Origin of the sequence: Polynucleobacter sp. 71A-WALBACH, assembly GCF_018882365.1 — a bacterium.
In the GTDB taxonomy this organism is placed as follows: domain Bacteria; phylum Pseudomonadota; class Gammaproteobacteria; order Burkholderiales; family Burkholderiaceae; genus Polynucleobacter.
Window position 1 is genome coordinate 88,212 of sequence record NZ_JACVOP010000001.1, and the last position, 18,114, is coordinate 106,325.

Genomic DNA, 18,114 nt, shown 5'->3' on the forward strand with positions numbered 1-18,114 from the left:
TCTCTCGTTTGGAATGAGCATGGCTCGAGCTTTTATTGGATTTGGCGGTAATATCGGCGATACGCGTCAGCTCATAACTGACGCGATTGTGTGCCTTGCCCAACGCTGTGAACTCCAAATCCTCGCCAAAAGCTGCTTCTACCAAAGCGCGCCTTTCCAAGCCACTGGCGGCGACTATATCAATGCCGTGATTGAAATTGAAACGCAATTAAGCCCCTATGGCCTATTACATGTCTGCCAAGCGGTCGAGCAAGAGTTTGGCCGTGAGCGTCCTTACGCTAACGCACCCCGAACGATTGACTTGGATATCCTGGCTTTTGAGGGTGTATCTCAAACAGATACCGAGCTCACCATCCCCCATCCCAGAATCATTGAGCGCTCTTTCGTCCTGCTGCCACTCCTAGAAATTGCACCAGATTTCTTTTTGCCGAATTGGGGCGAATTAAAGGCCTATCTGCCTCAAGTTGCCGACCAGCGTATTGAAAAACTCCCTTGCCGCAACTGTAATTGTGGTGAAAATGCCGTTTATAGCCAATCAGCGCATTAATTCATTAAACTCACGCCATGGGTTACTTACAGGGCGAAAAGCCAATTACGATTTCTAAACTCCTCTCCATGTGCGCTGAGGGTGAAAAAATTACAATGCTGACGGCATATGATTCAACTATGTCAGCCTTGTTAAATCGCTGTGGTGTTGAAACCATTCTGATTGGCGATTCCTTGGGTAATGTGATTCAAGGTCACTCAAGCACAACACCAGTAACTGTTGAACAAGTGGCGTATCACACCGAATGTGTAGCCCGCGCCAATTCTCATGCCTTCATCATTGCCGATCTTCCTTTCGCCAGCTATGGAGATCCTGTTCAAGCCCTCGATTCAGCGGCAGAGCTCATGCGCGCTGGAGCGGATATGGTCAAACTTGAAGGTGGGGATTGGCAAATCGACATCATTCAATATTTAGTCGAACGTAGCGTTCCTGTTTGCGCGCACTTAGGGCTACTACCTCAGTCTGTTCATGTCTTGGGTGGTTATAAGGTTCAAGGCAAATCGAAAGATGCCGCAAGTCTGATGATTGAACAGGCCATTGCTTGTGAGCAAGCTGGCGCGCAAATGATTGTGCTTGAGGCGATTCCCTCTTCATTAGGTAAGCACATTACCGAAGCACTCTCTATTCCCACTATTGGAATCGGCGCAGGAGCAGATTGCTCCGGTCAAGTATTGGTACTACAAGATATGCTGGGCATCAGCCCCGGAAAGCCCCCGAAGTTCGTTAAGAACTTTATGGATGGTCATGCCTCTATTGAGGCGGCAGTCAAAGCCTATGTTCGAGAAGTTAAATCCGGAAAATTCCCCGGACCCGAACACGGCTTTGCTGGATAAGCCTGAATACTAGTTAACTAAAAAAGCTTTTTACACCATCAAACCAACCCTTTTGATGGGGATTGTGTTTGTCGCCACCAGACTGCAAGCTGTCATCAAACTTTTTGAGCATTTTCTTTTGCTCATCAGTCAGTTTCACTGGAGTCTCAACGGCAACGTGAACAAACAGATCGCCCACCATCGTTGAGCGCAAACCCTTGATACCTTTGTTACGCAAACGGAATGTTTTTCCTGTCTGAGTACCTTCCGGAATTGGGAACTCGACGCGCCCTGATAAGGTTGGCACTTCAATATCACCCCCAATAGTCGCAGTCGCAAAGGAAATCGGCATCTGAACATGCAGGTCACTGCCATCACGCTCAAATACTTTATGTGGCTTTACTCTCACCTCTACATAAAGATCACCAGATGGACCGCCATTGACGCCTGGCTCACCATTTCCAACAGAGCGCACACGCATGCCGTCATCAATACCGGCAGGGATCTTGATCTCGAGTGTTTTTTGTTCTTTATGTTTACCGCTACCATGGCAGGTCTTGCATGGCTTAGGAATGTATTCACCTGTGCCGCGACACTTGGGGCAAGTTTGTTGCATTGAGAAGAAACCTTGCTGGACGCGAACTTGACCATGACCATCGCAAGTAGTGCATCTCTCGGCCTTGCTTCCTGGCTCAGCGCCAGTACCATGACATGGTTTGCAATTGCTCCAACTGGGCACCCGGATTTGAGTGGTGTAACCCTCGGCAGCTTGCTCGAGAGTGATCTCCATGTTGTAACGTAAGTCGGCACCCTTGTACACTTGTGGTCCAGACTGGCGTCCACCACCTTGACCAAAAATATCGCCAAAGATGTCGCCGAAAGCATCAGCAAAACCGCCGCCACCGCCAAAGCCACCACCCCCAAAACCGCTGGATTGATCAAGGCCTGCATGACCATATTGATCATAAGCAGCGCGTTTATTTGGATCCGTTAAGGTTTCGTAAGCTTCTTTAACTTCCTTAAATTGCGCTTCCGCAGTTTTGCTATCGGGATTGCGATCGGGATGATGCTTCATCGCCATTTTCCGATAAGCCTTTTTTAGCTCCTCATCACTGGCGCCTTTCGCAACACCAAGCACTTCGTAATAATCGCGTTTACTTTTAGGCACAAAATTCCTCTCAACAACCTGAATGACACAAGTCGGCACGAGGCCGACTTGTTATTTAATTACTTCTAAACTACGTTAAATGGCTTTCAATCTCCGGGATTACTTCTTGTCATCCACTTCTTTGAAATCAGCATCTACAACATCAGCATCTGGAGCGGCAGCTTGCGCACCGCCTGGAGCTGCGCCAGGAGCGGCACCACCAGCTTTAGCTTGCTCAGCAGCCATGGCTTTTTCGCCTAACTTCTGACTTGCCTTACCCAAAGCTTCGGTTTTAGCTTCAATAGCAGCTTTATCGCTACCCTTGATTGCCTCGTCCAATTCTTTCAAGGCAGCCTCAATTGCTTCTTTTTCAGAAGCCTCTAAGGCAGAACCATGCTCTTCCAAGGCTTTCTTGGTTGAGTGAGCCAGTGCATCAGCAGTGTTGCGCGCCGTTACCAATTCCAATGCTTTTTTATCTTCGTCGGCATTCGCTTCGGCATCTTTCACCATGCGTAGAATTTCTTCTTCAGTCAAGCCAGAGTTTGCCTTGATGGTGATCTTGTTCTCTTTGCCTGTAGTTTTGTCTTTTGCAGTTACATGCAAAATACCGTTGGCATCAATATCAAAGGTCACTTCAATTTGTGGCATACCACGCTGTGCTGGAGCAATACCTTCCAAATTAAACTCACCGAGCAGTTTGTTGGCAGCAGCCATCTCACGCTCGCCCTGGAAACATTTAATCGTTACCGCAGGCTGGTTGTCTTCCGCTGTGGAGTAAACCTGTGAATGCTTGGTAGGAATGGTTGTGTTCTTCGGAATCATCTTGGTCATAACGCCGCCCAAGGTTTCGATACCCAATGACAAAGGAGTCACGTCCAAGAGTAATACGTCTTTACGATCACCTGACAATACAGAGCCCTGAATCGCGGCACCAACAGCAACTGCCTCATCTGGGTTCACGTCTTTGCGTGGCTCTTTGCCAAAAATTTCTTTTACCTTGTCCTGAACAGCAGGCATACGGGTTTGACCACCAACCAAAATCACATCGTCGATGTCAGTCACATTCACGCCAGCGTCTTTGATCGCAGTCAAGCAAGGACCAGCCGTACGGTTGATCAACTCTTCTACCAAAGACTCTAACTTAGCGCGCGTCAATTTTAAGTTCAAATGCTTAGGACCGCCTGCATCAGCAGTCACGTATGGCAAATTGATCTCAGTTTGTTGAGCGGATGACAACTCGATCTTGGCTTTTTCAGCAGCGTCTTTCAAACGTTGTAGAGCCAATACGTCCTTGCTCAAATCTACGCCTTGCTCTTTCTTGAACTCAGCAATGATCCAGTCAATGATGCGTTGGTCAAAGTCTTCACCACCCAAGAATGTGTCACCGTTAGTGGAGAGAACTTCGAACTGCTTCTCGCCATCTACGTTAGCAATCTCAATAATAGATACGTCAAATGTACCGCCGCCTAAGTCATACACAGCGATCTTGCGATCCACTTTGTCTTGCTTATCTAAACCAAATGCCAATGCCGCTGCAGTTGGCTCATTGATGATGCGCTTTACGTCCAAACCAGCAATACGACCTGCATCCTTAGTTGCTTGACGTTGACTGTCATTGAAGTAAGCGGGAACAGTAATCACCGCTTCAGTGACTTCTTCACCGAGATAATCTTCGGCAGTCTTTTTCATTTTGCGCAGGATTTCCGCTGATACTTGTTGTGGCGCCATTTTTTTATCGCGTGCCTCAACCCAAGCATCACCGTTATCTGCCTGAACAATCTTATAAGGCATTAGACCGATGTCTTTTTGCACTTCAGCATCAGTAAATTTGCGACCCATCAAGCGCTTTACCGCATAGATGGTGTTTTTAGGGTTGGTAACTGATTGGCGTTTTGCAGGCGCGCCAACCAATACTTCGCCGTCTTCAACGTAAGCAATGATCGATGGAGTTGTACGGCCGCCTTCTGCGTTCTCGACAACTTTAGGTGCATTATTTTCAACAACGGAAACGCACGAGTTCGTGGTTCCCAAGTCAATTCCGATAATCTTTCCCATAATGGCTCCAAAAAAATTAAGTTATGTGTAATTTCGTAAAACTGCGAATAAATCGATATACAATAAATGGGGCCGAATGAGGAGAATTCAAGGGCTAAAAAAGCAAAAAAGGCAGATTTCTGCCTTTTTTATCTCTTTTTCCACCAGAAACCCCTAATTTAGGGCCTTAAATAGCTTATTTTGGCGCACTCACAGTTACCAAGGCTGGGCGAAGGATCCGATCTGCAATGGAATAACCCCTCTGCAGTACTGAAACCACGGTGTTAGCCTCTTGATCTGAGGGTACCGAGGCAATTGCCTGGTGATGGTGGGGATCGAACTTATCGCCTACAGCAGGATTAATTTCAGTTATGCGACCTTTTTCGAATGCTGAAAGTAGCTGTTTAAGGGTGATATCCAAGCCCTCTTTAAAGGCTTTAGCATCAACTGCTTCTGCATTCAGGGCGGCGTACAGACTGTCAGTTACGGGCACGAGATGCTCGGCAAAACTCTCAATTGCAAACTTATGAGCCTTGGAAATATCTTCAGCGGCACGGCGGCGGATATTCTCACCTTCGGCCTTAGCGCGAAGATAGTTATCCTGCATCTCGGTTAGTTTTTGATTTAACTCAGCGATTTCTTGCTCTGGAGTCTTTACTTCAGCATCGGTAGGGGCTACATCAACACCACCTTCAGCCTGAGGATCGGCGGTCATATTTTCCTGCTCAGGAGATGGGTTTTGATTTTCTTGGGTCATAGGTGCAAATTCACTTTTCTATCAGAATGGCTACTTCTCAACAATATGGGGTCGATTAAGGCAATTTCAAGTGCGCTGGAGTTACTGAAGCTACTGAAGTTTAGACAATGTTAGCTTTTGCCAAATCAGCCAAGCGATCACGCTCCTGCAATATTGAATCCGACTCCACACCCAGATTCCAACCAGCCAAATGCTGCTGGGCAATATCGTACATCGCATCAATCCACTTTGGATTGCTATTGAGGCAGGGAATGTAGCGGTAGTCTTTTCCGCCATGCTCCAAGAAGATCTCGCGGGCTTCCATGGCAATCTCTTCCAGGGTCTCCAAACAATCCGCTGGAAAGCCTGGACAAAAAATATCCACTCGCTGACAACCTTCTTTACCCAACTTTTCAATTGTTGGTGCCGTGTAAGGCTTAAGCCATTCCGCTTTACCAAAGCGAGACTGAAAGGTCACCAAGTACTGTCCAGGTACTAAACCTAAGGATTCACCTAACAAGCGACCTGTTTTTAAACACTCGCAGTGATAGGGGTCGCCTTTCATTAAATTACGCTTAGGTAGTCCATGGAAAGACATGACGAGACGATCGCCAGCAGCAAAATCTGGGCGTCCGTCCTTATCCCATGCACCGAGCACTTGGTCACGCAATGCGGCAATGTATTCAGGGTTGTCGTGATAGTGTTTCACCAAGCGTAACTCAGGCTGATTGCGCCATGTTCCGAGCACACGAAACACTTCATCAAAACTTGAAGCAGTGGTTGTTGCTGAATATTGTGGATACAGTGGTAACAACAAAAGACGCTCCATACCTTGTGCCTGAAGGGCTTCAAGGGCTTGCTGGGTCGATGGTTGACCATAGCGCATCGCTAAGTCTACCAATACTACTTGACCATGATTAGCGAATTTTTCACCCAATTCTTTGGCTTGCAAGCGTGAATAATGCATTAAAGGTGAGCCTAATTTTGGCAGCCAAATTGAAGCGTATTTTTTAGCGGAGGCACCGCTACGAATCGGCAAAATAATGCCGTTCAAAATGCACCACCAAATAATGCGAGGAATTTCTACGACGCGTGGATCCGATAGAAATTCTTTGAGATAAGCCCTCACTGCTTTGGCAGTTGGCGCGGCAGGAGTGCCTAAGTTCAGCAATAGCACTGCTGTCTTAGAGGGGCGTAAGTGAGGGTTTTGATTCAAGAGAGATCCATCTTAATTAAGAGAGCTAAAAAAATAATAGTGCCTAGGAATTCACCGGGGAACTCAATGCGCCAGATAACAACTTAGAGGTGATGTCGACAATCGGAATGACCCGATCGTATGCCATGCGAGTAGGGCCAATGACACCGAGAGTTCCAACGATCTGCCCATCCACGCTATAGGGTGCACTGATGACTGCCAAATCTTCATATGGCAGCAAGTCACTTTCACCACCAATAAAGATTTGAATACCATCAGCATGGCTCGATACGTCCAGCAATTGCATGAGAACCGACTTTTGCTCAAGCATGTCGAACATCTTGCGCAGCTTATCTAAATTGGTGCTGAGATCGCCAACATTCAGTAAGCGCCGCTCACCTGACAAAAGCATATCTCCTTGACCCATACCGTAATCGCTAACGCCACTGTGCAAGGCTAAGGCCATGAGTCCAGAGATGTCACTACGTAAGTTATCCAGGTCGGAAGCGAGGTGTGCCCGCACCTCAGCAAAGCTCTTACCTGCGAACTGCATATTGATGTAATTGCCCGCCTCCACCAGCTGGCTTGGGGTGTAATCCTGCGTGGTGGGAAGGATACGATTTTGAACATCCCCCTCGGGGGTCACCATAATGAGCAAGATCTTGCCTTCGCCAAGCCGTAAGAACTCGATGTGTTTGAACACCTGGGCCCGCTTAGGCGTCATCACCACCCCGGCAAAATGGGTCAAATTAGACAAAATTTGCGCCGCGGAGTTCATCACCCTTTGTGGAGAATCTGGCAAAAGTCCTTTTTCCATTTCTCGAGCGGCAATTTCCTCTAAGGGGCGAACGGTCACCATCGTATCCACAAAGAGGCGATAGCCCCTTGGGGTTGGTATGCGACCAGCCGAGGTATGGGGGCTAGTTACTAGGCCCATTTCCTCTAAATCCGCCATGACATTGCGAATCGTGGCCGCAGAAAGATCCAGGCCCGAGAATCGAGACAGAGTGCGTGAGCCAATAGGCTGCCCCTCTTCGATATAGCGCTCGATGAGGGTTTTCAGTAAGGCGCGGGAGCGATCATCCATAGTGGAAGGGATTTTATGCGTATGGTTTAATCGTTATATGTTAAGCCCATCCCCAAATTCCAGCAAAAAGGCATTTAGCCGGGTTGCGCTTGTCGGTAAATATCAGGCTGACGGCATGCAGGAACGCCTCAACGACCTGGCGATACTACTAAGCCAGCAAGGCTGCGAAGTCTATGTTGAAAGCGCTACCGCCAGCCATCTTGGGCTAACTGCCTACCCTATTAAAAAGGTTGAGGAGTTCGCCGACGCCATTGATTTGGCAGTTGTTTTGGGCGGTGATGGCACGATGCTCGGGATTGGACGTCAGCTGGCTGGGAGTGATGTCCCTCTAGTTGGCATCAATATGGGCCGCTTGGGCTATATGACCGACATCCCTATTCAGAATGTCCAGACTGTCTTACCGCAAATTATTGCCGGTGAATACGAAGCAGACACTAGAACCTTGCTGGATGCGGTGGTCATGCGCAATGGCAAAAAGATTAATCAAGCACTCGCCTTAAATGATGTTGTAGTCAATCGCTCTGGAATCTCTGGAATGGTAGAGCTCGCAGTGCGCGTTAACGGCTCATTTATGTATAACCAACGCTCTGATGGATTGATTGTGTCAACACCGACGGGCTCAACTGCTTACGCCCTTTCTGCTGGTGGACCTATTTTGCATCCACGGGTGGCAGGGATTCTGTTGGCGCCAATTGCGCCGCACTCTTTATCCAATCGCCCTATCGTATTGCCACAAGATATTGTGGTGAGTATCGAGGTCGTAGATGGCAGAGAAGTGATTGTGAACTTTGATATGCAATCACAAACTCACTTGCAATCAGGCGACACAATTGAAGTCAGTCAATCTGAAAAAACAATCACCCTACTTCATCCTCGCAGTCATAGTGACTACAAAACCTTGCGAGAGAAGTTACATTGGAATGAGTATCCATCGACATTCTGATGTCGAATTATTTGGTACTCTAAGGCATGCTTCAAACCCTATCGCTTCGCGACTTTGTCATTGTTGACCAGCTAGAGCTAGACCTTTCCTCGGGCTTCACAGTCCTGACTGGTGAAACGGGTGCCGGCAAATCTATCCTCTTGGATGCACTCAGTCTTGTATTGGGTGAACGTGCGGATAGCAGCCAAATCCGTGAGGGGTGTAATCGCGCTGAAATCAGCGCCCACTTTCGAATTGATCAACAGCAAATTCAGCACTTCAATCAATGGCTTGATGAGCAAGGCTTTCCGATTGAGGATGAAGGACAAAGCCTGCTTCTCAAAAGAACTGTAGAGGCAAATGGTCGAAGCCGCGCTTTCATTAATGGCAGCGTGGCAACTTTGGCACAACTCCGTGAAGCGGGCGATCAGCTAGTAGATATTCACGGACAACATGCGCATCAACTATTACTTAAAGGTGGTGCCCAGCGTGAACTACTGGATCGCCATGCCAATCACATGGATCTTGTTATTGAGGTCTCGCAATTATTTAAAACACTGAATGAATCGCGTCACAGACTAGACCAAGCTGAAAATGCTGGTCAAGATGTTGAGCGAGAACGTGATCGCCTAGAGTGGCAGCTAGAGGAGCTCACCGAGCTCTCCCCACAAGAAGGTGAATGGGCCGCTATTCAAGGAGAGCATGCTCGCCTAGCGAATGGCGCAAAAATTATTAGTGGCTGCCAAGAAGCAATTGAAGTTCTGAGCGATGCTGACAACTCTGTAGAGTCCACTCTTTCTAAAGCTAGCGCCAATATGAGCGCATTAGCGGAACATGACTCTGCACTGAGCGATATCAGCCAAGCACTAGAGTCGGCACAAATTCAGATAGATGAAGCAGTTCATAGTCTCAACCGCTATTTACAAAAACTGGATTTAGATCCAGCGCGCCTCAGTGAAGTTGAGGAGCGTATGCAAGCACTCCATGGCGCGGCCAGAAAATACCGTACCGAAGCAGATGGCTTGCCAAAACTACTACTAGACACTACTGAACGTTTAGAGGCATTGACTGCCTCTCAAAATATGGAAGCTTTACGCGAGAAAGTGAAGCAAGAAGAGCTCGCCTATCTCAAGCAAGCAAAGCAGCTCTCACAAAAACGTAGCAAAGCTGCGCTGGATTTAGGCAAGCAAGTGACTACCGCAATGCAGGACTTGTCGATGGCAGGCGGACAGCTCGAAATCGCTTTGCTGCCTCTAGCCGAAGGGGGTGCTCATGGTCTCGAACAAATTGAATTTCTGGTTGCGGGCCACGCTGGTAGCACCCCACGCTCATTAGCAAAAGTAGCCTCTGGCGGTGAACTGGCTCGCATTAGCTTAGCCATTAGCGTAATCACCAGCAAAGCGTCATTTACACCCACGCTCATATTCGATGAGGTAGATGCGGGTATCGGGGGAGCGGTTGCCGAGACAGTTGGAAAATTGTTGCGTCAACTTGGCGAGTCACATCAGATTCTCTGCGTCACCCATTTGCCACAAGTGGCGGCGCAAGGCAATCACCATCTTAAGGTGAGTAAATCTCAGGCGGGGGATAAAACCCTTTCCCAAGTCACGCCTCTAGGCAGGTCTGAGCGAGTAGAAGAAATTGCTCGCATGCTGGGCGGAGCAACTATCACTGACACTACGCGTCGTCATGCTCGAGAACTGTTAGAGCAAAACTAAGTTTTTCAAACATCCGAAGGGGCAAGAAATATCTCTTGCCACAAAGCCAACACCGCTTCTCTTGCTTGAACTAGTTGAGGCTCAAGCCCTAAATCTACCCGCGTCTTTTCCGCGCCATCTAAACGTAAGCGATGTTGACGAGCTCGGAGCAGGCGATAGGCATCCCCTACCTCTTGGGCTATCGAGGCTTGAATTAACCCCACCTCTCCCGCAATCCGCAGTAAGGCGATATTCCCCAAGTTACCAATAAGTTGCGGGTGACTATTTGAAAATGCCAGAACTAAAAACTGCACAATAAATTCAATATCAACCATGCCGCCAGCATCGTGCTTTAAATCAAAATCAGGACTGGGGTTTGGATGTCCAGCATGAACCTTGCGACGCATTTCTAAAATCTCATGGCGCAATTGATCAACATCGCGCTTCTGACTTAAAACCTCAAAACGCACATCATCAAAGAACTTTCCAACTAATTTACTGCCCGCAGAACACCTAGCTCGCGTTAGGGCTTGATGTTCCCACACCCATGCCGCGTTATCCCCCTCACGCAGTTGATATTTCTTAAACGCATTAGCATTGGTCACTAAAAATCCAGCAGAGCCATTTGGACGAAGACGGGTGTCGATTTCAAACAGGCTGCCGGCAGATGTATAGGCGGTTAACCAATTAATCATGCGCTTGGCGAGTAAAGCGTAAATTTCTTGAGCCGCAAAATCGGTTTCTTCTGCTTGATACAAAAATACCAGGTCTAAGTCAGACGCATACCCCAACTCTTTACCACCCAGCTTTCCATAAGAGATCACCGCAAAAGGTGCTTTTGCATCTACAGATAAGCTAAATTTTTTAACCACACTAGGCCAAACACGCTCGAAGGTAGTCTCTAATATTAAGTCGGCTAAAGCAGATAAATGATCACTGACTTTCTCAACGGAAAGCTCGTGATCAACACCAATTCCTAAATCCGCCAATAAAGTAATAAAGGTTTCGGTGTGATGGGTAATACGCAAGATATCCATTGCCTGCTCTGAGCCATCACCATCCGCCATCACATCATCAAGCCGCATTTCTAGAGTGGCTTTTACTTCTTGCCAATATTGTTCTGGATGCTCAATCAAGGCCTTTTCAGTGCGCGAGTTGAGTAAGTAATCTAACAAATGGGGGTGCCTAGTTAAATATTCCGCACCCCATTGCGATGCCTTGAGTAAAGCCAATACATTGGATAGCGCCTGTGGATATTCAGAAAGAATAGATAAATAAGCACTACGCCGAGCAACCGCCTCCAACATATCAAAAAAGCGCAGTAAAGTTTGGTCCGCACTAATTGCAGCAGGCTGATCTACTTGTAGGCTATCCGCAGCTTTACGAATCAAGTTATTAAAAATGATCCTGCTTTTCTCAGATAGCTGTCTTTGCTTAGAGCTATCGGCCCAAGCCACCCAACGAGCCGCAGACTCTGGGAAGAGCGTGCTATCAGGCTCCCATCCTGCGGGTAAGGAGGTATTGTCTAGGCGTGCGGAATCGTCCAGCACAAAAGCTTTTTCAAAATACTGAGCTACTGCCATTTGATGTTTGTCGAGCTCGGGCAAAAATGCGGCCTTCTCTTGAACACGATCAGGGCCAACCATACTTTCCGCCAAGCGAATCCGAGCACCTTCATCTTCTGGTAAATAGTGCGTCTGCTGATCCTCCCACACCTGTATGCGATGCTCTAAGCGACGCAAGTAAACATAAGCCGCCTTTAGATCCTCGACTTCATCGGCCGGCAAAATTCCTTGCTGCTTCACCAGCTCCAATACTTTAAGGGTGGGGCGAATACGAAAGCGGGGATCTGTACCACCACGCATCAACTGAAACATTTGCGCTAAGAATTCAATTTCACGAATACCCCCACGGCCTAACTTAATGTCTCTGGATCGACCATGATGGTTGGATGAGCGCTTCTCAGCTTCATGCTGTATCTGCGCATGCAATTCACGGATAGAGGCAATCACGCCGTAATCCAAATGTCGGCGATACACGAACGGGCGAATGAGTTGGTCAAGCTCACGTTCGCAATAGGCAAAGGCAGGTGAATCAGGCAGGGGTGAAATTAATCTACCTTTGATCCAAGCGTAACGCTCCCACTCCCTACCCTGCACCAATAGATACTCTTCTAACATGTCAAGACTACATACCAGAGGGCCAGAATCCCCATTCGGTCTTAGGCGCATATCCACCCGGAATACAAAACCATTCGCATCATGCTCTGCTAATAGTTTGATCAGACGCTTACCCATGCGCGTAAACCACTCGTGATAAGACAAACTCTTAGGTCCGCCCTGAGTATCACCTTCATGCTCGTATAAAAAGATAAGGTCAATATCAGAGGAAAGATTGAGCTCTAGACCCCCCAACTTACCCATACCCACAACCATCAAGGGCATCTCTGAGTCCGTCACTGAACTCCAAGGTAGACCAAAACGACGCTGAAGATCTGCGCGAATATACGCAATGGAAAGGGCAACTGCCTCTTCCGCAAAATGACTCAATGCGTGCGTCACCTCACTAAGATCGGCCATACCGTTCAGATCTCGAAAGGCAATCCAGAGCATGAGGCGCTGTCTCGCTAGCCTCAGATCTGCCATAAATTGAGCCTCATTCTGCTCTGGAATAGCTAATGCATCCTGGCAGGGCGTTAATAAACCCCTAATTCCAGCGATATCCACTTTAAAAGTACTCTGGGACTGAAGCCACTCCAGCCATTCAGGGCGAGAATTGAGCCAACGTTGAGCATAGCTGGAATGCTGCTTTAAAAATTCAATTTGGGCGGCAAAATCGGTCATAACTCCATCTTAATCCGACTCTAGACTCAAACCTCAGAAGCTTGGCGCTCACCCAATGGCTGACGGATAATAGAGCTCATGCTTCGAAATATCATCCGGACTCGCCTGCAGAGCGTGCTTCAAAAACGTCCTCCAGATTCTGGCGGTCGTTGGCGTAAGCGTGCCCTAATCCTTGCCGGTATCACCGTGGCTTTTTTTGTATTTGGTCATCTTGGCGTGCGTTTTATTTTATGGCCTCAGATTGAGAAATCGAAACCTACCTTAGAGCGCTTAATGAGCGCTCGTTTGGGCACTAAGGTTACGATGGATAAGGTGCAAGTTTCTTGGACTGGAATTCGCCCAAGCTTTTCGATTGAGGGATTGCGCTTCAACAATGAAAGCGCTTCCACCCCGCCCCTGCTCATTCAAAACATTAACGGGCAACTCAGTTGGCTATCTTTTTATCATTTAGCCCCTTATTTTCATGAGATCACATTTGACCAGGTTCAGCTCTACGCACAACGAGATGCAAAGGGTGCGGTATCCATTGCCGGAATTCCAATACATAGCGAGGCCGATGATTTTGCGACACAGAACTGGTTACTGTCTCAAAGCGATATTCAGATTAACAATGCCAAAATTTTTTGGGAAGACCAACACAGTCGAAAGCTAAAGACCTCTGTTGATATTCAGAGTCTCCACCTAAAAAATGGCATTCGCAGTCATGAAGGTCAACTAGTCACCCTAACCCCTTGGAGTCCAAACCCAATCAAACTTGAGGTCGACTTTGTGCACCACCTTGGCGGACAAGCTGGTGATTGGCGTGATTGGGTGGGTAGTTTTTCATGGGACCTAGCTGAACTGAATCTCGACCAAACCTCTAAAGATCTCAGTCTTCCACTCTACGACCTCGGTGGCAAGCTCAACTCTAAGGGTAGTCTGAAGCTCGACGCTGGCAAGGCCAATGGTGGACAAATGTCTTTAACAGCCGATAACCTCAGAGTCCAATTAAATAAAGATGAGGATCCCATTGAGTTCGGCAGACTAGAAACCAATCTAGTACAAGAGACAGATGGCGGTCTTAACTCTATCACCACGAAAACTTTGGCATGGCGCAATATCGACAGTCCGAAGACTGCACCACTTGAAAAATTAAGCCCAGTTACTTTCCGTTGGCGGCCAACAAAAGATGGTGGTGAGATTAAAGAGTTCGGTTTCTCATCACCAAAAATACAAGTGGAAGATATTGCACTCTTCGCGCTCAATCTTCCTCTACCAAAAAAGATTCATCAATGGATCAAGATTTCTGAGGCGGATGGCGAGCTACAGAATTTGGAAATGAATTGGTCCGAAAGCCAATCCGCCCTATCGGCTTTACCAATCCCGGGAAATTGGTTTTCTTCCAGCAAGCTCGACTTCACTATTAGCGCAAAACTCAATGACATTAGCTTCACCGGGGTAAACAAATCCATGCCCTCAGCCTCGCATTTATCTGGCAACCTAGTAAGCAACCAGAAGCAAGGCAACTTCACGCTGGATTCCAACAATCTTGAGCTGGAGATGAGTGATTTTTTATCAGCCTCCGAAATTCAACTAGACCGTGCGAAAGGTGACATTACATGGTCTAAGCAAAAAAGTGGCTGGCTCATCAATGCCAAGAAATTGCAACTGAGCAACTCTGACATCACTACTAATTTTGACCTAAGCTATCTGATTGGCGGCCCCAAACAGCCTGATCAAATGACATTAGATATGGAGTTTGTTAAAGCTAATTTAGCAACAGCATATCGCTACCTACCCGTCAATATTGATAAAGAAACTAGGCAATTTCTCAGCAAGGCATTCGAAGCAGGAGAAATTCAAAACGGCTCCCTCCACATTAAAGGAGATCCCGACCAAGTCCCCTTCCCAACAGGAACGGTTGGCGAGCTCACACTCCATTTACCTATTTCAAAAGCTACCTTTAAGCCAGCACCCTTGCTTCCAAGAAACCAAGGGATTTGGCAAGCATTTAGCAATGTCAGCGGCAATATCGATATGAAGCAAGCGACTCTCAATATTGATATTGATAAAGCCAGCTACAAAAAAGTAGCTCTTACGAATGTCAAATCACAAATCCCTAATCTCAGCGCTAAACACCTTAACCTACTTATCAATGGATCAGTTGCTGGTGATGGCTCTGAAATCCTAGAGTATGTATTCGCATCCCCTGTAGGCATTCAACAAACCAGCGTGGCAAAGAATTTGAGCTTAAAGGGTCCAATTAATCTGGATCTTGATTTAAAGATTCCTCTATCCGGAAATGATGATGCCAACTTTGATGCAAAAATTACCCTGCCAGGAAATCAGGCTCAATGGGGGAGCATCCCCCCTCTGGAAAATTTAAAGGGAAAGATTCGAATTACTGAGGTCAATCCAGAATTTGAAAATGTCACTGCAAACTTTTTGGGTGGTGCCTTCAAGATTTCAAGTGCATCCGCTGCAGCAGGAAATACCAGCTTTAACATTGGAGGCGACATCAATGCCAGCTTTATCAAAGATTATGTTTCAGGAAATTTAAAATCTCGAACCCAACCAGCGCTACTTACCGCGATGAGCGGTTCAGCCAAGTACGAAGGCTTGATCAATTTTAATAAAGTCGGAAGTCAAACCAATCTGAAGTTTGATTTGCGTAATTGGGCAAGCTCTGCCCCAGTTCCTGCCAAGAAATTAGCAGGAACTCCCATGATGGGCGAGCTCAACCTAAAAACTTACGCAGCTAATAAAAATAATCCAGTGCGCGCGGATTGGTCTGGAAAATTAGGGGATCAATATTTCATTCAAGGCAATCTCAATGCTACTGGCGAAGTAAAAAATGCACTAGGTATTGGGTCGTCGGCACCATTGCCGCCACAAGGCATTGCATTGCACTTAGCAAGCAATGAGCTGGACCTTGATCAATGGGTGGAGTTTTTGGACCCAGGAAAGCTGAAGAGTGAAACGAATAAATCAGATGCTCCCGAACAAGATATTCAAATTTCAGCTCAGGTAAAAAAATTGATTGCCTTGGATCGGGAGTGGCTCGATGTCAACATCCAGTCGCAGAAAAAAAATATGGCTTGGCAGCTGAGATTAAATTCACCTCAAATTGCTGGTCAAGTGCAATGGAATCCTAGCGGCGGCGATCACCCTAGTGGATTCATTTCTGGAAGACTGGCGCGCCTGAAAGTACCGGACCAACGTACCCCGCCAAACTTACCTTCCAAAGAAGGCGCTCCACCAAAACCAAGCGCCCTCAAGACCCCTGTTAGCCCAAATGCCATACCCAGCCTAGATTTAGCGATCGATGACTTAAGTTGGACGAAAGCTCAACTAGGCTCTGTAAAAATCAAATCTAAAACGAGTCAGGACCTGATGCGGGTCGAATCTATTCAGGTTAACAATCCGCAAGGCAGCTCCACAATTAAAGGTCAATGGAGTGCCCGCACTCAAAACACTGCGGAACAGAGCTCTGTCACTGTGGACATGAATATCAAGGATGCGGGCCAAATTATTACTCACTGGACTAGTGCTAAGCCAGTAGAGGGTGGCGTAGGTAAGCTTAATGCTTCACTCTCTTGGTCTGGGCCACTATTTTCTCCAGCCTATGACTCTCTGACTGGCGATGTCACTCTTGAACTTGCCAAAGGTCGCTTGCTCGAAGTCAATACTGATGGCGCGAAGCTCCTGGACGTTCTGAGTCTACAAAGTTTATTTAGGTTTGCAACCTTGGACCTGAAAGGCAGTTTAGGTAATTTGGCGACTAAGGGCACACCCTTTAACTCAATTAATAGCAACTTTGAAATCACGCAAGGAATTGCACAGACTAAACAATTCACGATGATTCTGGACCAAGCGCGTGTCGCGATGACGGGTCAAATCGATATCCCCAAAGAAACTCAAGATTTGCGTATCACCATATTCCCTACTATTGATGCGACTGCTGGTTCCCTAGCGGCATTTGCGATCAACCCCATCATTGGCCTAGGAGCGGTCTTGGGTCAGTACCTCATTACCAATCAAATTAATCGCACTATGCAGACCGATTATTTAGTTCAGGGCTCCTGGGAAAATCCAGAAGTGATTCCGCTCGATCAGAAGGGTCAACCTCTCGACGCCAAAACCTTAGAAACGATTCGCACCAAAAATCTTTTGAAAGAGCAAACGAAACCTAGCGCACCAAATTCCGCTCCTACAAGTCCACCTGTGAACCAAAGCAACTCCATCCAAATGCCAGGCTAAATAGATGAATATGGCAACCAATACCTCTGAACTCAATATGGCATCGATACAAATGGTGTCGACCCCCAGCCTCGATGAGAATCTCGAAGTAGCTGCGCGTTTGGTTAAAGAAGCCGCAGCTCGCGGGGCTCAGCTTGCTGTGCTGCCCGAATATTTCTGCTTAATGGGGTTAAAAGATACCGATAAGGTAAATGCCCGAGAAGTTGCTGGATCTGGCCCGATTCAAGAGCGCCTTGCTGCGATGGCACAAGATAACCATATTTTCCTAGTTGCCGGCACTATCCCTCTGGAAGCTAAAGAATCTAATAAAGTTCTTAATTCCTCCCTAGTATTTAATCCTCAAGGCCAGCAAATCGCTCGCTACGACAAAATTCATTTATTTGGATTTCAGACTGAAACAGAGCGCTATGAAGAATCCGAGACTATTGCAGCAGGCAATCAACCGGGTAAAGTCACTATTAATATTAATAAAGTTGATTGGTGTCTCGGCTTAAGTATTTGTTATGACTTACGCTTTCCAGAGCTATACCGCGCCCTTGGACAGGTTGATTGCCACATCATTCCAGCTGCGTTTACCTACACTACGGGCAAAGATCATTGGGAAATTCTGCTGCGCGCTCGCGCTATTGAAAACCAATGCTATGTCATGTCTTCAGCACAAGGTGGCCTCCACCTCAATCAACGACGTACTTGGGGCGAAAGCATGCTCATTGACCCTTGGGGGGAGATATTGAGCATGCTTCCTGAGGGTGAGGGATTTATTCAAGGCACACTCAGCAAAGATAAATTAAAAGAGGTACGCTCTAAGTTACCCGCACTAAAACACCGCAAGCTTTAACCAAGAAAGTTCAGCAA

The 18,114-nt window shown here is 47.2% G+C and carries 12 protein-coding genes; 6 read left to right on the forward strand and 6 right to left on the reverse strand.

All coding sequences use genetic code 11. From position 1 onward, the window contains the following. The first annotated feature begins 19 nt into the window (after positions 1–19). Complete coding sequence (gene folK / locus ICN42_RS00440) at positions 20–547, forward strand: 2-amino-4-hydroxy-6-hydroxymethyldihydropteridine diphosphokinase (protein WP_216249325.1); 528 nt, start codon at positions 20–22, stop codon at positions 545–547. Positions 548–564: 17 nt separating this feature from the next. Beyond that, entirely contained in the window at positions 565–1,380 is an 816-nt protein-coding gene (gene panB / locus ICN42_RS00445; RefSeq protein ID WP_216249328.1) for a 3-methyl-2-oxobutanoate hydroxymethyltransferase, read from the forward strand. Positions 1,381–1,393: 13 nt separating this feature from the next. Here the strand turns inward: panB and dnaJ are convergent, their stop codons facing one another. The 5 genes from dnaJ to hrcA all read right to left on the reverse strand — a co-directional run bounded on the left by dnaJ (position 1,394) and on the right by hrcA (position 7,558). Then, positions 1,394–2,527, reverse strand: a complete 1,134-nt coding sequence (gene dnaJ, locus ICN42_RS00450; protein ID WP_216249330.1) for a molecular chaperone DnaJ — start codon at positions 2,525–2,527, stop codon at positions 1,394–1,396. Positions 2,528–2,626: 99 nt separating this feature from the next. Then, a complete protein-coding gene (dnaK, locus tag ICN42_RS00455; protein WP_216249332.1) occupies positions 2,627–4,561 on the reverse strand; it encodes a molecular chaperone DnaK in 1,935 nt (644 codons plus the stop codon). A gap of 175 nt (positions 4,562–4,736) precedes the next feature. Then, complete coding sequence (gene grpE, locus ICN42_RS00460) at positions 4,737–5,297, reverse strand: nucleotide exchange factor GrpE (RefSeq protein ID WP_216249334.1); 561 nt, start codon at positions 5,295–5,297, stop codon at positions 4,737–4,739. Positions 5,298–5,397: 100 nt separating this feature from the next. Then, positions 5,398–6,492 (reverse strand): ferrochelatase, encoded by a 1,095-nt coding sequence (gene hemH / locus ICN42_RS00465; protein WP_216249338.1) that lies wholly within the window; start codon positions 6,490–6,492, stop codon positions 5,398–5,400. 43 nt (positions 6,493–6,535) lie between these two features. Beyond that, entirely contained in the window at positions 6,536–7,558 is a 1,023-nt protein-coding gene (hrcA, locus tag ICN42_RS00470; RefSeq protein ID WP_216249341.1) for a heat-inducible transcriptional repressor HrcA, read from the reverse strand. A 37-nt stretch (positions 7,559–7,595) separates the two neighbouring features. On the opposite strand from hrcA, the gene ICN42_RS00475 reads away from it, so the two are divergent. Both ICN42_RS00475 and recN read left to right on the forward strand, forming a co-directional pair. After that, a complete protein-coding gene (locus ICN42_RS00475) occupies positions 7,596–8,501 on the forward strand; it encodes an NAD kinase (RefSeq protein ID WP_216249344.1) in 906 nt (301 codons plus the stop codon). 26 nt (positions 8,502–8,527) lie between these two features. Continuing rightward, entirely contained in the window at positions 8,528–10,198 is a 1,671-nt protein-coding gene (recN, locus tag ICN42_RS00480; protein ID WP_216249347.1) for a DNA repair protein RecN, read from the forward strand. Between the two features lie 5 nt (positions 10,199–10,203). Here recN and glnE read toward each other — a convergent pair whose 3' ends face one another. Next, entirely contained in the window at positions 10,204–13,020 is a 2,817-nt protein-coding gene (gene glnE, locus ICN42_RS00485; RefSeq protein WP_216249350.1) for a bifunctional [glutamate--ammonia ligase]-adenylyl-L-tyrosine phosphorylase/[glutamate--ammonia-ligase] adenylyltransferase, read from the reverse strand. A gap of 78 nt (positions 13,021–13,098) precedes the next feature. On the opposite strand from glnE, the gene ICN42_RS00490 reads away from it, so the two are divergent. Together ICN42_RS00490 and ICN42_RS00495 are read left to right on the forward strand one after the other, a co-directional pair. Continuing rightward, on the forward strand, positions 13,099–17,259 hold the full coding sequence (locus tag ICN42_RS00490; RefSeq protein ID WP_216249352.1) for a YhdP family protein: 4,161 nt from the start codon (positions 13,099–13,101) through the stop codon (positions 17,257–17,259). A gap of 4 nt (positions 17,260–17,263) precedes the next feature. Continuing rightward, positions 17,264–18,097 carry a carbon-nitrogen hydrolase family protein gene (locus ICN42_RS00495; protein WP_216249354.1) on the forward strand — a complete coding sequence of 278 codons (834 nt, stop codon included), beginning with the start codon at positions 17,264–17,266 and terminating at the stop codon, positions 18,095–18,097. Positions 18,098–18,114: the final 17 nt, after the last annotated feature.

Excerpts from the sequence above, each read along its gene's own strand:
- glnE (WP_216249350.1), bottom strand. The coding sequence starts at position 13,020 with ATGACCGATTTTGCCGCCCAAATTGAATTTTTAAAGCAGCATTCCAGC.
- ICN42_RS00475 (WP_216249344.1), top strand. The coding sequence starts at position 7,596 with ATGTTAAGCCCATCCCCAAATTCCAGCAAAAAGGCATTTAGCCGGGTT.
- recN (WP_216249347.1), top strand. The coding sequence starts at position 8,528 with ATGCTTCAAACCCTATCGCTTCGCGACTTTGTCATTGTTGACCAGCTA.
- ICN42_RS00495 (WP_216249354.1), top strand. The coding sequence starts at position 17,264 with ATGAATATGGCAACCAATACCTCTGAACTCAATATGGCATCGATACAA.
- grpE (WP_216249334.1), bottom strand. The coding sequence starts at position 5,297 with ATGACCCAAGAAAATCAAAACCCATCTCCTGAGCAGGAAAATATGACC.
- folK (WP_216249325.1), top strand. The coding sequence starts at position 20 with ATGGCTCGAGCTTTTATTGGATTTGGCGGTAATATCGGCGATACGCGT.
- panB (WP_216249328.1), top strand. The coding sequence starts at position 565 with ATGGGTTACTTACAGGGCGAAAAGCCAATTACGATTTCTAAACTCCTC.
- dnaK (WP_216249332.1), bottom strand. The coding sequence starts at position 4,561 with ATGGGAAAGATTATCGGAATTGACTTGGGAACCACGAACTCGTGCGTT.
- ICN42_RS00490 (WP_216249352.1), top strand. The coding sequence starts at position 13,099 with ATGCTTCGAAATATCATCCGGACTCGCCTGCAGAGCGTGCTTCAAAAA.
- hrcA (WP_216249341.1), bottom strand. The coding sequence starts at position 7,558 with ATGGATGATCGCTCCCGCGCCTTACTGAAAACCCTCATCGAGCGCTAT.